This window comes from Demequina capsici (assembly GCF_032102965.1).
GTDB lineage: Bacteria > Actinomycetota > Actinomycetes > Actinomycetales > Demequinaceae > Demequina > Demequina capsici.
The window spans coordinates 320,986-337,461 of sequence record NZ_CP134880.1 but is presented as its reverse complement, the minus strand read 5'-3'; the positions used below and the strand labels follow the sequence as shown (position 1 = coordinate 337,461).

The window sequence follows — 16,476 nt, the reverse complement described above, 5'->3', positions numbered from 1 at the left end:
CGCTACCAGGCGTCGGACTGCCGGTCGGCGAACGCGGGCCCAGCGCGGGCGCTCGCGCGCGCCGCGAACAGCCCCGACCCGACCTGGATGGCCACGGTGACGTCGCCGACGCCCGCGGCATGGCACGACACCACCGCCGCGCCGTTCGCCGAGGTGACACGAGCCGCCCGGGCACAGCCCTGTCCGCTCTGGCGCTGCGCCTGCGCGGCCTGCAGCGCGACGACGTCCGCCACGGCCTGGGCTCGCGCCTCGCGGACGGCCGCGCCGGCAAGGGTGGCGATCGCGACGGCGAGCGCGACCGCCACGGCGACGAGGCCCACCACGATCGGCACCGCGGAGCCCGCGTCCCGCCGCCCCACCACGTTCACGGTGCGTCCGGGACGACGACCACGGCGGTCGCGTCGGGAAGCCACCCGCCGCACGGAACCGTGACGGTCACTGTGGCGCGAGAACCTACCTGGGACACCGAGACCGTCACGCCCGGCCCGACCGCGTCGCGTGCGGCGATCTCGGCCTGGCCCGCAGCGTCCACCACGACCGCGCGCGCCGCCGCGCCTGCCGCCTGCTGCGCGGCGATCTGCTTCGCACCCCACACCCCCGCGGAGACGACCGCGCCGAGCAGCAGCACCACGGCAGGCATCGCCGCGGCGAGCTCGACGGCTGCCGACCCTCGATCGCCGAGGCGTCGAGGGCCGGCACCGTGCGACGGCGCGGTCACCCGCCGAAAGCGCCCTGGATCACGCCTGCGAGGAGCCCCCGCACCTCGTCGGACCTGATCAGGACCGCGAGCACCCCGGCGAAGGCCGCGGCTGCAACGGTGACCATCGCGTACTCGACCGTCGCCATGCCCCGGTCCGACCATCGACCTTCCCCGGCAGTGCGCGCACCGGTTGCGGCGAAGGTCACCTCCTCCGGCGCGATCACATCTGTGCGGGTCTTCTCCTGCTGGGCCATCGCGGCCTCCTTTCATCGGAGGTCCAGGCTCGCTCACCGGCGGGCCGACGCCCGAGGACGCTCACGCGTCGGTGGGTCGTAGGCCGGTCAGCGGATCCTGTGGACGACCTCCGGGGCGCACATCCGCTCCCAGGTACCACGACGCGGTCGGGCATGCGGGGCGAGGACGGGCCTCGCTGCACCAGGCGCTACTCCGACCGGACGCCATCCTTCACGCGCGCGCTCACGGGCCTCGCGGCGGCGACGAGGTCGTAGCTCTTGAGAGCCGCATAGGCGGTGAAGTACGCGATCCCCAGGAACTTGAACGTGTCCTCGAGCACCGCTCCGAGTGCGGTCCCCTCGGCGCCTCTGATCACGTCGAACGAGAGCGACGCTCCGAGCAGCGCCAGAGCGATCGCGAGCACGATCGCGATCCGATCTCGGACCCAGGTGCGCATCACCCACGCGATCACGATGAAGGCTCCGCCGTAGTACGCGGCGACGATCAGGTCCCCTGCTGGCAGCTTGTCGGACGGGATCTCATGCAGCATGAACTGATCGTCGAGCGCGAGGAAGAGGCACACCGCGCCAGCGAGGCACAGGAAGAGCCTGTCGGACCTCGCCGGGACCAGCGTCGCAGCGAACAGGTACATCACCCCGCCGCTCACCCAGAGCACCACGCCGACGATCGACAGCAGCCCGACCGAGCGGCCGAGCTCGTGGGTGGCCAGCGGATCGCGCAGCGCGGACGCTGGCGAGAAACCCTCCAGCACAGCGAGGAGAAGTCCCCCGATGAGCATCGTGATCGCTGCGATTCCCACCATGACGATCGCGCGCACCAACGTGCGGTCCTCGATGACGCCCGGTTCCCTCAACCATCTCCCCATGGCCCATGGTGGCACAGCGCACTCAGGTCCGCCTCAGAAGTGAGAGAACTCGAAACTCCCTGCTCCTGGCGGCACCGAGTGCCGTTCGAGGTCGTCAGCGGTGCACGGGTCACGCCAAGCCGACACCGGCCGCCACCGCGGCGAGCATCGGCACGACGCCCACGAGGATGAAGGCGGGCAGGAGGCACAGCGAGAGCGGAAGCGCGACGCGCACACCCAGCTCCGCGACCCGCGCCTCGCGTGCGGACGCCTCGGTTCGCTCGAGCGAGAGGCGCGCCGCCCGCAGCGCCGGCCCCGGCGCGCCGCCCGCCACCCAGCACCACCGGAGCGCCTCGCTCAGCGGCGACAGACGATCAGGCGCGTGGCCCCATGCCTCGTCCCAGTGCAGGCCCTCGGACAGCCCCGACGCCGCCTCGCTCAAGGCCCCTCCCGCCTCGGGCGCCATCTCCTCGAGCGCGACGCCGACCCCCGTGAGCGCGCCGCACACATCGATCCCCGCCGCCACCGCGACCTCGGTGAGCATGAGCGCGAACGGCACGGCCGCATCCTCCGCCGCCGGCGGAGCCGTGGCGCGCGTGACCATCCGGCTCAGCCATCGGCGCCCCGTGAACGTCAGCAGCAGACCGCCCGCAAGGCAGATCAGGCCTGGCAGACCCGTCACCAGCCATAGGACCGCATGCGGGTCGATGATGCCCGCGAAGACGACGCCCACGGCAGGCAGCAGCCCGAGGATCCTGGCGGACAGCCGAGCGCCCGCCGCCCCTGCCGCCGCTCGCGCCTGGGCATCCTCCTGATCCGCGAGCCGACCCGCGAGCGCCTCGATCGTCGGCGCCAGAGGGCACCCCGCCGAGTGCGCGAGCCGTGCGGCGGCCGCGACCTCGGGAGACGCCCCTCCGGGCACGCCATGAGCACCGGGCGCACCGAGCCCGGCTGCGGCCCATGCGGCCGCAGGCGGGGCGCCCGCTCGCAGCAGGCCCGAGGCGGTCGCGAGCGCCGGCGCCCGCAACGCGGCCCGAGGCGTCGGCTCCCACGGCGACGGCGCGGCGCGCCGGGGGGACCGGCCGATCACGGAGCGCCGCCTGGACCCAGCGGCGCGACCGCGAGGCGACCGTCGCGCAGCACGAGCCTCATCGCCTCGACCACGCGGCGCACCCCGTCGGATCCGCGCTGGAGGTGGATCACGGCATCGAAGGCGGCCGCGGCATGAAGCGCCACAGCCTCGGGGCCCATGCCTGCGAGCGCGCCGAGCGCGGTGAGCCGTGCGGGCACGTCCGCGGCGGAGTTGGCGTGCATGGTGACCAGTCCGCCGCGGTGGCCGGTGTTGAAGGCGAGAAGCACCTCGCGCAGCTCGGCCCCACGGCATTCGCCGAGCACCACCCGGTCGGGTCGCATGCGCAGCGCCTCGCGCACGAGGGCTGACAGGGGGACGGCTCCCGCGCCGTCCACATTCGCCCGACGCTCGACCAGGCGGACCACGTGGGGATGCTCGGGCGCCACCTCGCCGGCCTCCTCGATGACGACGATCCGCTCGGTGGGCGCGGCGAGCGAGAGCAGCGCGGTGAGCAGGGTGGTCTTGCCGCTGCCGGTGGCGCCGGTGATGAGCAGCGTGGCGTGGTGGTGGACGTACGACGTCAGGACCCGCATCCCGTGGGCGTCGACCATGCCGCTCGCCACGAGCTCCCTCGGGTCGAGCGCCCCCGCGGAGAGACGTCGGATGGAGACGGCGGCGCAGCCGTCGGCCACGGGCGGGAGCACTGCGTGCAGCCTGGAGCCGTCGGGCAGGCGCGCGTCGACGCAGGGCGCCGCGTCGTCCAGGCGGCGCCCCGCGAGCGAGGCCAGCCTCACGGCCAGGTCTCGCACCGCCCTCGCGTCCGGGAGCGACGCCCTGATGCCGAGGTCGGCCCTCTCCAGGCCCGCCCCCCGGTCCAGCCACACGTCCGCGGGGCCGTTCACCAGCACGTCGGTCACGCCTGGCAGGGCGAGCAGCGGGCCGAGCGCGCCCGCCCAGCCGGGGTCAGGGCCCAGCTCGGGGAGGTCGGGGACGGCGTGCACACCGTCAGGTTCTCGCAGGCCCCTGGCATGCACCGAGCGCGGGGGCATGGCCCGGGGAAGGAGAGGGCGAGAGGCGGACCCGTGGACGACGCCGGCGCCGGCCCGGGCGCCAAGGCTCCCCGCGCACCCCCGTCGTCACCGTACGCTGGTGCCGGACGGGCTCGCCCGGAGGGATGTGGACACTCCGCCGGACGGGTCCGTCCGCCTGCGCCTCGGCATCGGCATCGGCATCGGCATCGGCATCGGCATCGGCATCGGACGATCCGTCACGACGCGTGGGGTGGTCGGTGCGACGCTCAGGGAAGCTGGCGCGGGCGCAGCAGGCTGGTGCCGACGGCGAGCAGCCAGCGCGGCGGCCTGAACATGGGCCGCCCCTTGTCCAACGCCTCGATGGCCGCCATCTCCGTCTCGGTGAGCGAGAAGTCGAAGACGTCGAGATTCGCCACGATGTGCTCGGGGTCGGTCGACTTGGGGATGGTCGCGAGGCCGCGCTGCACGTGCCAGCGCAGGATCACCTGCGCCACGCTCCTGCCGTGCGCCGCCGCGGCGTCCACCAGCACGCGCTCCTGGAACAGGTCCTTGGAGCCGTGCCCCAGCGGATACCAGGACTGGGTCACGATCCCCTGCTCGTCCAGGAAGGGCGTGAGCGCGCCCTGGTGGAAGTAGGGATGCAGCTCCACCTGGTTGAGCACGGGCCGGATCCGGGCGTGCTCGAGCAGCCGACGTGTGTCGGCGACAGTGAAGTTGCTGATGCCGATGGCGCGCAGGGTGCCGGCATCGACCGCCTCCTCCATGGCCCTCCAGCTGCCGAGCACGTCACGCACCGGCTGATGGAGCAGCATCAGATCGATCCAACCGGAGTCGAGCCGCTCGAGCGACGCCGCGATCGAGGCCTTGGTGCGCTCGTAGCCGAAGTCCGTGACCCACACCTTGGTGGTGAGGAACACGTCCTCGCGCGGCACGCCGGAGGCCTTCAGCCCTCGCCCGACGGCGCGCTCGTTCCCGTACATCGCCGCGGTGTCCACCAGCCGGTAGCCCGCTCTCAGGGCGGTCTCCACGCTCGTCTCGCACACCGCGGGATCCCGGACGAGGTACACGCCGAGCCCCAGAGCGGGCATCTCGACCCCGGTCGCGAGCATGACGGTGGGCGCGTGCGAGAAGGCTTCCATGGGCACGACGTTACGGGACCCGCGCGCCGGGGGCGCCCTCCCCAGCGCAGGACCGCCCGAGGCATCCGCGGCTACGCTGGGACCATCAGGGAGGGAGCATCATGGCAGGCAGCAGCCGCAAGGGCCGCGATACGCGCATCCACGTGCGCACCGCCGCGTTCTTCGACCTGGACAAGACGATCATCGCCACCAGCTCGTCGTCGGCGTTCGGCAGGTCCTTCCTGTCGGAGGGTCTGCTCACCAGGTCCGACGCGATCCGCGCCGCCTACGCCCAGCTCCTGTTCCAGATCGGCGGCGCGGACGAGCGCCAGACCAGCCGCCTGCGCGATGCGCTGAGCGAGCTGATCGAGGGCTGGGACGTCGCCACGGTCCGACGGATCGTCAATGAGACGGTCCACGAGCACATCGACCCCGTCGTGTACGCCGAGGCGCTGGACCTGATCCGTCGGCACCAGATGAACGGCCGGGACGTCATCATCGTGAGCGCCTCCGTCGAGGACGTCGTGCAGCCCATCGCGGACCTGCTGGGGGCCGACGGCATCCTCGCCTCCCAGCTGGACGTGGAGGACGGCCGGTACACGGGCGGGATCACCAGCTACATGTACGGCCAGACGAAGGCCGACGCGATCGCCGACCTCGCGGATCGGCGCGGCTACGACCTGCGTGGCAGCTACGCGTACTCCGACTCGATCACCGATGTGCCCATGCTGTCGATCGTCGGCCATGGCTTCGCGGTCAACCCCGACCGCGCGCTCCGCCGCGCCGCGATCGACCGAGGCTGGGGCATGCTCCGCTTCGTGAAGCCTGTGGGCCTGCGCAGCGGCGTCGGCACCCGGCCGGTGCTGGTGACGCTCGGCGTGGTGGCGGTCGCCGTGGTCGTCGGCGTGTGGCTGTACCGCGCGGCGGGGCGCGCCGCAGACGACGACTGACCGCCGGAGCCTGACCGCTGGCAGTGCATCAGTGTCAGATCGCAGGCGGATCCGACCTTGATGCACTGCCAGCGCGCTCGTCGATCGACGCTCCGCGGATCATCCGCTCTTGCGTCGGAACTGCTGCTGAGCATGCGCCTCGCCATTGCCGTGCAGATGCGCTCCGGGGCGCCGGGAGTTGCCTCCGGGTCGCGTGGCGGCCGAGCCCCCGACCGCGTCGGCCATGGCGGCCTGAGCGTCGCCCTCCTTCACTGCGGTCAGGAACAACGCCGCCGCATCGTCCTTGAGGATCTTTGCGAGCTTGCCCAGATGGAGGATGTGCACGTCGCCGTTGGGGCGTGCGCGGAAGGCGTAGCCGCTGGGTTCGCTCATGGACTCATGGCATCACGCGCGCAAGCGCCGCGCAAATGGGAGGACGCGCGGCTGGGCGCTCGCCAGCGCTGCCCGGCACCGGCGCCGCCCGCCGCGAGGTCTCGCGCGGTCTCCGACACGCGTCTTGACCTGTTCTAGCAGGCTGCTTAACAAACTCTGGAAGATTCCTTGCGGTGCGTTTACCCTGGCCCACATGGCCAACGACGTCCATGAGTCCCTGACCGCTGTCCCCGCCGAGTCCCCGAGCTCGAACGCCGATCCCGCCACCGCGGGGGATCGTCCGCACGACCCGCGCCACCATGTGACGCTGGAGAACCTCCACACCGAGCGCCGCAGCTTCCCGCCGCTGGCGTCCTTCGCCGCGCACTCGAACGCGACCGCCTTCGAGTACAAGAAGGCCGAGGCGGACCGCCTGGAGTATTGGAAGGAGGCGGCCCGTCGGCTCGCGTGGAAGCAGGAGTTCACCGAGATCCTCGACTGGTCCGACGCGCCGGTGGCCCGCTGGTTCGGCGACGGCATCCTCAACGCGTGCGACAACGCGGTGGACAGGCACGTGCGCGAGGGCCGTGGCGACCGGGTGGCGTTCCACTTCGTCGGCGAGCCGGGTGACACGCAGACCCTCACGTACGCCGACATGCATGAGCGCGTGCAGCGGGCGGCGAACGGCCTGCTCAGCCTGGGGGTCGGCAAGGGCGACCGCGTCGCCATCTACCTGCCGCAGATCCCCGAGGCCGTGGTCGCGATGCTGGCGTGCGCCCGTATCGGCGCCATCCACTCGGTCGTGTTCGGAGGCTTCAGCGCCGCCAGCCTCCGTCAGCGCATCGACGACGCACAGGCCAGGCTGGTGATCACGGCCGACGGCGGCAACCGGCGCGGCTCCCACCTCGCCTTGAAGCCCCTGGTGGATGAGGCGTTGGCGCCGTCGATCGCCCACCCGGGCTTCGCTGCGAGCGTGGAGCACGTGCTGGTGGTGAAGCGCACGGGTCAACCCACGGAGTGGACGGAGGGCCGCGACCTCTGGTGGCACGACGTCGTGGATACGCAGCCTGCGGAGCACGAACCCGAGTGGGTGGACGCGGAGCATCCGCTGTTCATCCTCTACACCTCGGGCACCACGGGAGCACCCAAGGGCCTGTGGCACTCGACCGGCGGCTACCTCACGGGCGCGGCGCTCACGCACCGCATCGTGTTCGACCTCAAGCCCGACACGGACGTCTACTGGTGCTCGGCGGACGTCGGCTGGATCACCGGCCACACCTACATCGTCTACGGGCCCATGATCAACGGCGCCACCCAGGTCCTGTACGAGGGCACCCCGGACACCCCTCACCAGGGACGATGGTGGGAGATCGTCCAGGAGTACGGCGTCACGATCTTCTACACCGCTCCCACCGCCATCAGGACGTTCATGAAGTGGGGCGAGGCGATCCCCGATGGGTTCGACCTCAGCTCCCTGCGCCTGCTCGGCTCGGTGGGCGAGCCCATCAACCCGGAGGCGTGGATGTGGTACCGCCGGGTCATCGGCGGCGACCGCTGCCCCATCGTCGACACGTGGTGGCAGACCGAGACGGGCTCCATCATGATCTCCCCGCTGCCTGGCGTCACGGCCACGAAGCCCGGCTCCGCCATGACGGCCATGCCCGGCATCGCCGCCGAGGTCGTGGACGACGAAGGCCGTCCCGTGCGCGCCGGCGACGGCGGATACCTGGTCATCACCGAGCCGTGGCCGAGCATGCTGCGAGGCATCTGGGGCGACCGCGCCCGCTTCGCGCGCACGTACTGGAACCGCTTCGACGGGATGTACTTCGCGGGGGACGGCGCCAAGAAGGACGTGGACGGCGACCTGTGGCTGCTGGGCCGAGTGGACGACGTGATGAACGTCTCCGGCCACCGGCTCACCACGACGGAGATCGAGCACGCGCTGGTGGCTCATCCGTGGGTGGCCGAGGCGGCCGTGGTGGGCGCGACCGATGCGATCACCGGTCAGGCCGTCGTCGCGTTCGTCATCGTCCGCGGCGATGCCGAGGGCGTGCCAGAGGACGGCGAGGCGATCGCGGACGCGCTGCGCGCGCATGTCCGGAAGGAGATCGGCCCGCTCGCGAAGCCGCGCGACATCCTGGTGGTGTCGGAGGTGCCTAAGACCCGGTCGGGGAAGATCATGCGGCGTCTGCTGCGGGACGTGGCCGAGAACCGCGAGGTCGGCGATGTGACCACGCTCGCGGACTCGTCGGTCATGGATGCGATCAAGGACGGGCTGGCGAGCGGCAGGTCGGACTGATCCACCCGCGCCGGCTGCATGCATGTCGGCTCTCGCGTTGTCCTATTGACAAACGATAGATATCTCGCGATATTCGGCTCATGCAGACTGCGCTGAAGGCCGCCACGTACCTCGCGATCGCCGTCGTTGTCCTGGCGCTCGTCCTGGTGCAGACGCTGGTGCGCGCGAGCGCCAGCGAGGACGCGTCGAGGTACCCGGAGGTCGCCGACTACGCCGCGGCATACGGCCTCGCAGCCGTCGTCGCGATCGCCGGCGTACAGGTGGCACTGCTGGCGCTCGGGCGCCTCGTGTCGCTCGCCACCTCCGGCCGCGTCGTGGGCCGCCCCGGCCTCGCATGGCTGGCGGTGATCACATGGTCCCTGGCAGCGTCGACCGCCATCACCGCGGTCGTCGTGGTCCACCAGATGTCGCTGCCCGCCGGCCGCGCCGCGGGCCCGATCGTGATCTGGCTCATGATCGTCGCCGCCGCGGGATGCATGGCGACGCTCGTCACGCTCGTCGTCCGCCAAGTGCTTCTCAGGGCGATCGCCGCCGACCGCGAGCTCGCGGAGGTCATCTGATGCCGATCGTCGTCGACATCGACGTGATGCTCGCGCGCCGCAAGATGTCCGTGGGCGAGCTCGCGGATCGCGTCGGCATCACGCCCGCGAACCTCGCGGTGCTCAAGAATGGCCGCGCGCGGGCCGTCCGCTTCACCACCCTGGACGCACTGTGCCGCGTGCTCGAATGCCAGCCCGGCGATCTGCTCCGCTTCGAGCCCCGACACTGACAGGCACCGTCGAGCTTCGCGCATGCGCCAGCCTGCGTCGCCGCCCCGCACGCCTGCCCTGTGAGCGACGGCGGGACACCCTGAAGGTGATGACCAGGCACGCCGTGGGATGGGACGATGCTCGGCATGCGCATCGTCCCGGAGGACCCCGCCACGCCTGACATCGTCGCCCTGCTCGACGAGCACCTGGCGCACATGCACGCCACATCTCCCGCCGAGTCCGTCCACGCCCTGGACGTCGCGCGCCTCAAGCGTCCCGGCATCGCCTTCCTGGCGGCCAGGGACGACGACGGGGTCCTTCTGGGCGTGGGCGCCATCGCCGAGCTGGACTCGGCGCACGGCGAGATCAAGTCGATGCGCACGGCTGCGTCCGCGCGAGGCCGTGGGGTGGCCGCGGAGGTCCTCACCCAGCTGCTCGCGACGGCGCTGGAGCGCGGCTATGACCGCGTGAGCCTCGAGACCGGGACGCAGGAGTTCTTCGCGCCCGCCCATCGCCTCTACGCGCGAGCGGGCTTCACGCCGTGCGGACCGTTCGCCGACTACACCGATGACCCCCATTCGCGATTCTTCACGAAGTCCCTGGAACCAGGCATGCGCCCCGAACCGTTGGAGGGGTGAGGGTCGCGACCGGCGCGGCGCCGTCCAGGGAGAGCCCGTGAACACGCCGCACCGCTTGTCCGCCGTTCAGCGCACCACGATGAGGGCGGTCGCCCTGGGCGCCGCGGCGGGCCTGTCGATCGGCGGGGCGTCCACGGCGTCGGCCTCGGAGGACTCCCGCAGTCGGGAGGCGGCGACGACGACGGAGGCGATCCAGGTCGTGTCCGCCGACAGCGTCACCGACTCCGACGACTCAGACCTCTAACGCGCGGCGCTCCACCGTCCACCAGGGAACCCGCGCGCGGCGCGCACGCATGGCGGGGGCGCACTGCCGGCCAGACCGCCCTATGAGACGAGCAGGTTCTCCACGGCCGTCTCAACAGCGCCGTGTCCGGCGTCGTTGATGGAGCCCCAGACCGCATCGAGGGAGAGCCCCAGCACTCCTGCGAGCGCGGCGACGGTGGTGAAGGCAGGGGTCGCGACGCGACCGGACTCGATCTTGCGCAGCGTCTCAGGGGACACGCCTGCGTCGAGTGCGACGTCCAGCATCGACCGTTGGCCCCGCGCCTCTCGGAGCAGCTCGCCGAGCCTCTGCCCGCGTGCGATCTCCTCGGGGGTGTTCGGCAGCCTGACCATGCTCCGATGATAGTACCGGTATAGTCTTACCGGTATTGTTATCGGACCAGTTCCGCGCGACCCCAGCTGGAAGGCGCCCCATGATCGAGATCCTCAACGCCGACGAGCTGGCGCGAGCACGCCGGACAGGTCGCCTGGTCGCCGACATCCTTCACACCGCGAAGGCGCGGGCGAAGGTAGGCACCAACCTGCTGGAGATCGACGCGTGGACCAGGCAGATGATCGAGGCCGCGGGCGCTGAGTCCTGCTACGTGGACTACGCGCCGTCGTTCGGCCGCGGCCCATTCGGCCACTACATCTGCACCTCCGTGAACGACGCCGTGCTCCACGGGCTCCCCCACGACCATGCGCTGGCGGACGGCGACCTGCTCACGCTCGACCTCGCCGTGAAGCTCGACGGCATCGCCGCGGACTCCGCGATCAGCTTCATCGTGGGCGATACCCAGCCTGCCGACAGCCTCGCGCTCATCGACGCCACTCGGGATGCGCTGGCCGCCGGGATCGCCGCCGCAGGGCCACGCGCACGCCTGGGCGACATCTCGCACGCCGTCGGGACCGTGCTGCACGGCGCCGGCTACTCGATCAACGGTGACTTCGGCGGGCACGGCATCGGCTCCACCATGCACCAGGACCCGCACGTCCCCAACGACGGCCGACGCGGACGCGGCTACCGCCTCAAGCCGGGGCTGCTCCTCGCGATCGAGCCCTGGGTCATGGCCGACACGGACGAGCTGTTGATCGACGACGACGGCTGGACGCTGCGCAGCGCGACCGGCTGCAGGACGGCGCACAGCGAGCACACGGTCGCGATCACCGAGGACGGGGTGGAGATCCTCACGCTTCCGAGCACCTAGCCGACCACCTCGGCATCCACCACGGACTCGTCGAACGACCTCGACGCCTGCCACTCATGCATCTCGCGCGTCGCGAGCATCACGACCACGCCCCACAGCCCCAGGTCGTCGATGAACCCGAACGGGCCGAGGAAGAGCTCCGGGATCAGATCCACCGGGAGGATCGTGTAGAGCACCGCGGTGATCGCCGTGAGCCAGGTGGTCACCGACAGCCTGTGCTCGCCGCGACGCACCGCCTGCGCGAATCTCCACCACATCGTGCACCTCCCTTGCGGCCGCAACGGCCATTCTCAAGTCGGGGACAGAGCACCACGCTAACCCGGCAGGCGCGTCAGCGCGACTCCCCGGGCGTCAGACCGGCCGGCGCGGACCGCGTCGCCTGCTCCGCGCGGCCCTCCCACAGATCGAGCCATCGGTCCACGACGATCACCCCGCCCAACGCGACGACACCGAGGCAGGCACCGGCCATCACATCCGTCACGAAGTGATAGCCCAGGTAGAGCCTGCTGCTCGCCACCGTGCCCACCACGACGACCGAGATCACCGCCCACCAGAGCAAGGCGTGGGCGCTCCACCGACGTCGGAGCATCAGGTATCCGAGCACCAGCACCAGGGTCGCGGCGGCGGTCGTGTGTCCCGAAGGGAACGAGGCCGAGCTCTCCAGGCCGGGCACCACCTGAAGCGAGTCCGCGGGCCGGGGCCGCCCGACGAGCGTCTTGAGCACCAGCGCCAGCTTGATGGACACGGCCATCGCCGCCACCAGCAGCACCGGCTCCCGCCAGCGTCCGGTGACGACGCCCCACACCACGCCTCCCACACCCACCGCCACCGGCAGGATCACGGGACCGAAGGTGTCGGTCACGGCCGTGAGCAGGCCTGTCAGCCATGGCTGACGATGCGCGGCGAGCCAGTCGACCACCGGCTGATCGACGACATACAGGTCGCCCTTCTCGAGCAGACCCTCGAGCAGCGCGGCGAAGACCCACATGCCGAGCGCCGCGATGAGCAGTCCCGGCAGCGTGGCACGGACGACGGCGAGGACTCTCATCCACCGAGTATGCCGTCGCGGTGCGCGGCGCCACCAGACCCCGGCCGCGATCAGCAGCGCGGGGCGTCGATGCGGGCTACGCCTCGGCGTCGGCCGCGCGCAGCGCCTCCCAGGTTGCGCGACGCTCGGCCTGGGCGACCGGATCGGGCACGGGCAGGGAGGCCAGCAGACGCTGCGTGTACGGCTGCTGCGGAGAGCCGAGCACCTCGTCACCGGTGCCCTCCTCCACGACCTTGCCGTGGTGGAGGACGACGATCCGGTCGGCGAGCATGTCGACGACGGCCAGGTCGTGGCTGATGAACAGCGCGGCGAACCCGAGCTCGCGGTGCAGCTCGTCGAACAGGTCGAGCACCTTCGCCTGCACGGAGACGTCCAGCGCGGAGGTCGGCTCGTCGGCGATCAGCAGCTCGGGGTCGAGCGCGAGCGAGCGAGCGAGCGACGCCCGCTGACGCTGGCCGCCGGACAGCTCGTGCGGGAAGCGGTCACCGAAGGAGGTGGGCAGCTGCACCGCCTCGAGCAGCTCGTTCACGCGGACGCGCGCCTCGCGCTCATCGCCGGCCCTGCCGTGGACGATCAGGGGCTCGGCTACGCATTGGGCGATGGTGAGCAGCGGGTTGAAGCTGGTGGCGGGGTCCTGGAACACGAACCCGATGCGTCGTCGGATCGGCTTGAACTCCCTCTCGCGCATGCCGTTCATCTCGACGCCGAGCACGTTGAGCGACCCGCCCGACACCTTGGTCAGGCCCGCCATGGCGCGGCCGATGGTGGTCTTCCCCGAACCTGACTCCCCGACCAGGCCGAGCACCTCACCGGGCTTGATCGACAGGTCGACGCCGCCGACCGCCACGAAGTCGGGCTGACGGAAGCGCCCCGGATAGACGATCCTCAGGTCCTTCGCGCGCACGGCCGGAGTCTGCTCGTCCCAGCCCTCGGGCCGGCGCGAGGCGCGTTCATGCGCACGCTCCAGGCCCTCGCCGATACGTGGCACAGCCGCCAGCAGCTGCTGGGTGTACGGCTCCTGCGGCGAGCTGAAGAGCGTCTTCACATCCGCCTGCTCCACGAGCTTGCCCTGGTACATCACCGCCACGCGGTCCGCGAGGTCGGCGACGACGCCCATGTTGTGAGTGATGAGCACCACCGCGGCGCCGAACTCGTCACGGCAGCGTCGCAGCAGGTCCAGGATCTCGGCCTGCACGGTGACGTCGAGCGCGGTGGTCGGCTCGTCCGCGACGATCACGCCCGGATCGAGCACGAGCGCCTGAGCGATGACGATGCGCTGCTTCTGACCGCCGGAGAACTGGTGCGGGTAGTGGTCGATCCGCGTCTCGGGGTCGGGGATGCCCACGCGCCTCATGACGTCGATCACCTTGGCGCGCATCTGCGACTTGGAGTAACGGCCGTGCGCCCGCAGGCCCTCAGCGATCTGCCAGCCGACGGGGAACACGGGGTTGAGCGCGGTGGACGGCTCCTGGAACACCATGGCGGCGTCGCGTCCGCGCACCTGGCGCAGCCGCGAGCCGGACATCGTGACGATGTCGCCCTCGGTGGTCCCGTCCTTGCTGGACAGCACCACAGCGCCCTTGATGGCCGCCGTCTCGGGCAGGAGGCCCAGGATGGTGCGGGCGGTGACGGTCTTGCCGGAGCCGGACTCGCCCACCACGGCGAGCACCTCGCCCTGGCGCACGGCCAGGCTCACGCCGTCGACGGCCCGCACCGGGCCCGCGTCGGTGGCGAAGGTGACCTGCAGGTCCTTGATGTCCACGACGTCGGTCACAGCGTGCCCTCCTTGGTCGGGGCGACGGGCGCGGGGTCCACGTCGACGGTGTCCCCCTGGGCCGGGTCGGACGTGGGCGCCGGCCCGGGCGGCAGCTCGACCCCCAGGTCCTCGACGGGTTCGGCGCCGGCTGCGCGCTTGCGCAGACGGGGGTCCGCCAGGTCGTTGAGGCTCTCGCCGACGAGCGTCAGGCCGAGCACGACGAGCACGATGGCGAGGCCGGGGAAGAGCCCGGTCCACCAGATGCCTGCCGCCACGTCGGCGACCGCGCGGTTGAGATCGTAGCCCCACTCGGCTGCGGCCGTCGGGTCGATGCCGAAGCCCAGGAAGCCCAGGCCCGCGAGCGTGAGGATCGCCTCGGAGGCGTTGAGCGTGAGGATCAGCGGCAGCGTCCTGGTGGAGTTGCGCAGCACATGGCGCCCCATGATCCGCACGTGCGAGGACCCGATGACGCGCGCCGACTCGACGAACGCCTCCGCCTTGATGCGCACCACCTCGGACCGGATGACGCGGAAGTACTGCGGGATGAAGATCACCGTGATGGACAGCGCGGCGGAGAAGATGCCGGACCACATGCCGGACTGCCCGCCGGAGATCACGATGGCGAGCACGATCGCGAGCAGCAGCGACGGGAACGAGTAGATCGCGTCGGCCACGACCACGAGCACGCGGTCCAGCCAGCCGCCGAAGTAGCCGGAGACCAGCCCCAGCAGCACGCCGATGATGATCGAAGCGATGACGGCGACGACGATCACAAGGAACGCGGTGCGCGCACCCCAGATGAGGCGCGAGAGCACGTCGTAGCCGCCGACGGTGGTGCCGAGCAGGTGCGCGGACGACGGCGGCTGGGTCGCGCCGAACAGTCCGTTGTCGTCACGCAGCTGCGAGTACCCGTACGGCGCGAGCAGCGGTGCGAGCAGGGCGGTGAGCAGGAAGATCGCGGTCAGCGCCAGGCCGGCGATGAGCATGCCGCGCTGAAGACCGACGGAGCTGCGCAGCTGCGAGACGATCGGCAGCCTGGCCCACAGGGAGCGACGCGGCGCGATGGCGGGGGCCTGGGCGGGAGCGGCGGTCATGTCAGTACCTCACTCGCGGGTCGATGAGCGCGGCGATGATGTCCACGACGAAGTTGGTCAGGGCGACGATCACGGCGAGCAGGGCGACGATGCCCTGCACGGCGACGAAGTCGCGCGCCTGCAGGTATTGGGCGAGCTGGAAGCCCAGCCCCTTCCATTCGAAGGTGGTCTCGGTCAGCACCGCACCGCTGAGCAGCAGCGCGATCTGCAGGCCGATGACGGTCACGATGGGGATCAGCGCGGGCCGGTAGGCGTGCTTCTTCAGCAGGCGGCGCTCCTTGACTCCACGCGACCGGGCGGCGTCGACGTAGCCGGAGCCGAGCGTCGAGATGACGTTGGTGCGCACCAGGCGCAGGAAGACCCCGGCGGTGAGCAGCCCGAGCGCGAGCGCGGGCAGGACGGCGTGCTGGAGCACGTCCAGCACGTTCGCCCAGTCGCCGGTCTTGAACGCGTCGATGAGGTAGATGCCGGTGGGGTGGTCCACGCGGATCAGCTGGAGCTCGACCCGCGTGCTGGCGCGCCCGTTGACGGGCAGGATGCCCAGCCAGACTGAGAAGACGAGCTTGAGCAGCAGGCCTGCGAAGAACACGGGGGTCGCGTACGCGAGGATCGCGAGCACGCGGAGCACCGCGTCGGGCGTCTTGTCGCGACGGTGCGCGGCGATGCGTCCCAGCGGGATGCCGACGATGAAGGCGACGATGAGCGCGTAGAACGCGAGCTCGAGCGTCGCGGCGCCGAAGGTGGTCAGCACCTCGGTGACGGGGCGATGGTCGGACAGCGTCGTCCCGAAGTCGCCGTGCAGCAGGCTGCCCAGGTAGTCGAGGTACTGGACCAGGATGGGCCGGTCGTAGCCGGCGGCGTGGATGCGCTCCGCCAGCTGATCGGGAGGGAGCCGTCCACCCTGCGAGGCCGTGATCGGATCTCCGGTCGCACGCATCAGCACGAACACGGTGGTCACCAGGATGAACACCGTGGGGATGATCAGCAGCGCCCGCACCAGGATGTAGCGGCCGAGCGAGCCGCCGCCCGACCTCGTCTTCCGAGTCTTCGGCTGCTCCTGGTCGACGGTCGTCGTCATACGTAGGTCCTTCGGTGGCCCTCG

Annotated in this window: 21 protein-coding genes; 7 read left to right on the top strand and 14 right to left on the bottom strand. The window is 71.2% G+C overall.

What is annotated here, in order from left to right; translation table 11 throughout:
- Positions 1 to 2: 2 nt before the first annotated feature.
- The 7 genes from RN607_RS01705 to RN607_RS01675 all read right to left on the bottom strand — a co-directional run bounded on the left by RN607_RS01705 (position 3) and on the right by RN607_RS01675 (position 5,041).
- Positions 3 to 359: an Rv3654c family TadE-like protein gene (locus RN607_RS01705; protein ID WP_313499191.1), complete on the bottom strand. Its 357-nt coding sequence runs from the start codon at positions 357 to 359 to the stop codon at positions 3 to 5.
- Positions 360 to 364: 5 nt separating this feature from the next.
- Positions 365 to 718 (bottom strand): TadE/TadG family type IV pilus assembly protein, encoded by a 354-nt coding sequence (locus tag RN607_RS01700; RefSeq protein WP_313499188.1) that lies wholly within the window; start codon positions 716 to 718, stop codon positions 365 to 367.
- Positions 715 to 954 (bottom strand): DUF4244 domain-containing protein, encoded by a 240-nt coding sequence (locus RN607_RS01695; protein ID WP_313499185.1) that lies wholly within the window; start codon positions 952 to 954, stop codon positions 715 to 717. Before RN607_RS01695 ends, RN607_RS01700 begins: the two co-directional genes overlap by 4 nt.
- A gap of 188 nt (positions 955 to 1,142) precedes the next feature.
- Positions 1,143 to 1,820 carry a DUF8692 domain-containing protein gene (locus tag RN607_RS01690; protein WP_313499183.1) on the bottom strand — a complete coding sequence of 226 codons (678 nt, stop codon included), beginning with the start codon at positions 1,818 to 1,820 and terminating at the stop codon, positions 1,143 to 1,145.
- 109 nt (positions 1,821 to 1,929) lie between these two features.
- Complete coding sequence (locus RN607_RS01685; RefSeq protein ID WP_313499180.1) at positions 1,930 to 2,889, bottom strand: hypothetical protein; 960 nt, start codon at positions 2,887 to 2,889, stop codon at positions 1,930 to 1,932.
- Entirely contained in the window at positions 2,886 to 3,872 is a 987-nt protein-coding gene (locus RN607_RS01680; RefSeq protein WP_313499179.1) for a TadA family conjugal transfer-associated ATPase, read from the bottom strand. Before RN607_RS01680 ends, RN607_RS01685 begins: the two co-directional genes overlap by 4 nt.
- A gap of 296 nt (positions 3,873 to 4,168) precedes the next feature.
- On the bottom strand, positions 4,169 to 5,041 hold the full coding sequence (locus tag RN607_RS01675; RefSeq protein ID WP_313499176.1) for an aldo/keto reductase: 873 nt from the start codon (positions 5,039 to 5,041) through the stop codon (positions 4,169 to 4,171).
- 101 nt (positions 5,042 to 5,142) lie between these two features.
- Here RN607_RS01675 and RN607_RS01670 point away from each other — a divergent pair, with 101 nt between their 5' ends.
- On the top strand, positions 5,143 to 5,970 hold the full coding sequence (locus RN607_RS01670) for an HAD family hydrolase (protein WP_313543907.1): 828 nt from the start codon (positions 5,143 to 5,145) through the stop codon (positions 5,968 to 5,970).
- A gap of 99 nt (positions 5,971 to 6,069) precedes the next feature.
- Here the strand turns inward: RN607_RS01670 and RN607_RS01665 are convergent, their stop codons facing one another.
- Positions 6,070 to 6,342 carry a hypothetical protein gene (locus tag RN607_RS01665; protein ID WP_313499170.1) on the bottom strand — a complete coding sequence of 91 codons (273 nt, stop codon included), beginning with the start codon at positions 6,340 to 6,342 and terminating at the stop codon, positions 6,070 to 6,072.
- 193 nt (positions 6,343 to 6,535) lie between these two features.
- On the opposite strand from RN607_RS01665, the gene acs reads away from it, so the two are divergent.
- The 5 genes from acs (at position 6,536) to RN607_RS01640 (ending at position 10,251) form a co-directional block, all read left to right on the top strand.
- Positions 6,536 to 8,620, top strand: a complete 2,085-nt coding sequence (acs, locus tag RN607_RS01660; protein ID WP_313499167.1) for an acetate--CoA ligase — start codon at positions 6,536 to 6,538, stop codon at positions 8,618 to 8,620.
- An 80-nt stretch (positions 8,621 to 8,700) separates the two neighbouring features.
- On the top strand, positions 8,701 to 9,180 hold the full coding sequence (locus tag RN607_RS01655; protein WP_313499164.1) for a DUF2975 domain-containing protein: 480 nt from the start codon (positions 8,701 to 8,703) through the stop codon (positions 9,178 to 9,180).
- Positions 9,180 to 9,389, top strand: coding sequence for a helix-turn-helix domain-containing protein (locus RN607_RS01650; protein WP_313499161.1), 210 nt, complete (start codon positions 9,180 to 9,182; stop codon positions 9,387 to 9,389). The genes RN607_RS01655 and RN607_RS01650 overlap by 1 nt, the downstream gene beginning before the upstream one ends.
- A gap of 126 nt (positions 9,390 to 9,515) precedes the next feature.
- Positions 9,516 to 10,007 (top strand): GNAT family N-acetyltransferase, encoded by a 492-nt coding sequence (locus RN607_RS01645; protein WP_313499157.1) that lies wholly within the window; start codon positions 9,516 to 9,518, stop codon positions 10,005 to 10,007.
- Between the two features lie 37 nt (positions 10,008 to 10,044).
- Complete coding sequence (locus RN607_RS01640) at positions 10,045 to 10,251, top strand: hypothetical protein (protein ID WP_313499155.1); 207 nt, start codon at positions 10,045 to 10,047, stop codon at positions 10,249 to 10,251.
- An 80-nt stretch (positions 10,252 to 10,331) separates the two neighbouring features.
- Here RN607_RS01640 and RN607_RS01635 read toward each other — a convergent pair whose 3' ends face one another.
- Positions 10,332 to 10,622, bottom strand: a complete 291-nt coding sequence (locus tag RN607_RS01635; RefSeq protein WP_313499153.1) for a helix-turn-helix domain-containing protein — start codon at positions 10,620 to 10,622, stop codon at positions 10,332 to 10,334.
- Between the two features lie 80 nt (positions 10,623 to 10,702).
- Here RN607_RS01635 and map point away from each other — a divergent pair, with 80 nt between their 5' ends.
- A complete protein-coding gene (gene map / locus RN607_RS01630; protein ID WP_313543905.1) occupies positions 10,703 to 11,476 on the top strand; it encodes a type I methionyl aminopeptidase in 774 nt (257 codons plus the stop codon).
- Here the strand turns inward: map and RN607_RS01625 are convergent.
- The 5 genes from RN607_RS01625 to RN607_RS01605 all read right to left on the bottom strand — a co-directional run bounded on the left by RN607_RS01625 (position 11,473) and on the right by RN607_RS01605 (position 16,452).
- Positions 11,473 to 11,733: a YkvA family protein gene (locus tag RN607_RS01625; protein ID WP_313543903.1), complete on the bottom strand. Its 261-nt coding sequence runs from the start codon at positions 11,731 to 11,733 to the stop codon at positions 11,473 to 11,475. The genes map and RN607_RS01625 overlap by 4 nt on opposite strands.
- A gap of 74 nt (positions 11,734 to 11,807) precedes the next feature.
- Positions 11,808 to 12,524 (bottom strand): phosphatase PAP2 family protein, encoded by a 717-nt coding sequence (locus tag RN607_RS01620; protein ID WP_313543901.1) that lies wholly within the window; start codon positions 12,522 to 12,524, stop codon positions 11,808 to 11,810.
- Positions 12,525 to 12,600: 76 nt separating this feature from the next.
- The gene (locus tag RN607_RS01615; protein WP_313543899.1) at positions 12,601 to 14,298 is read right to left on the bottom strand and encodes a dipeptide ABC transporter ATP-binding protein; all 1,698 of its coding nucleotides are present in this window, start codon (positions 14,296 to 14,298) and stop codon (positions 12,601 to 12,603) included.
- Positions 14,295 to 15,374 (bottom strand): ABC transporter permease, encoded by a 1,080-nt coding sequence (locus tag RN607_RS01610; RefSeq protein ID WP_313499139.1) that lies wholly within the window; start codon positions 15,372 to 15,374, stop codon positions 14,295 to 14,297. The genes RN607_RS01615 and RN607_RS01610 overlap by 4 nt, the downstream gene beginning before the upstream one ends.
- A 1-nt stretch (position 15,375) precedes the next feature.
- A complete protein-coding gene (locus tag RN607_RS01605) occupies positions 15,376 to 16,452 on the bottom strand; it encodes an ABC transporter permease (protein ID WP_313499136.1) in 1,077 nt (358 codons plus the stop codon).
- Positions 16,453 to 16,476: the final 24 nt, after the last annotated feature.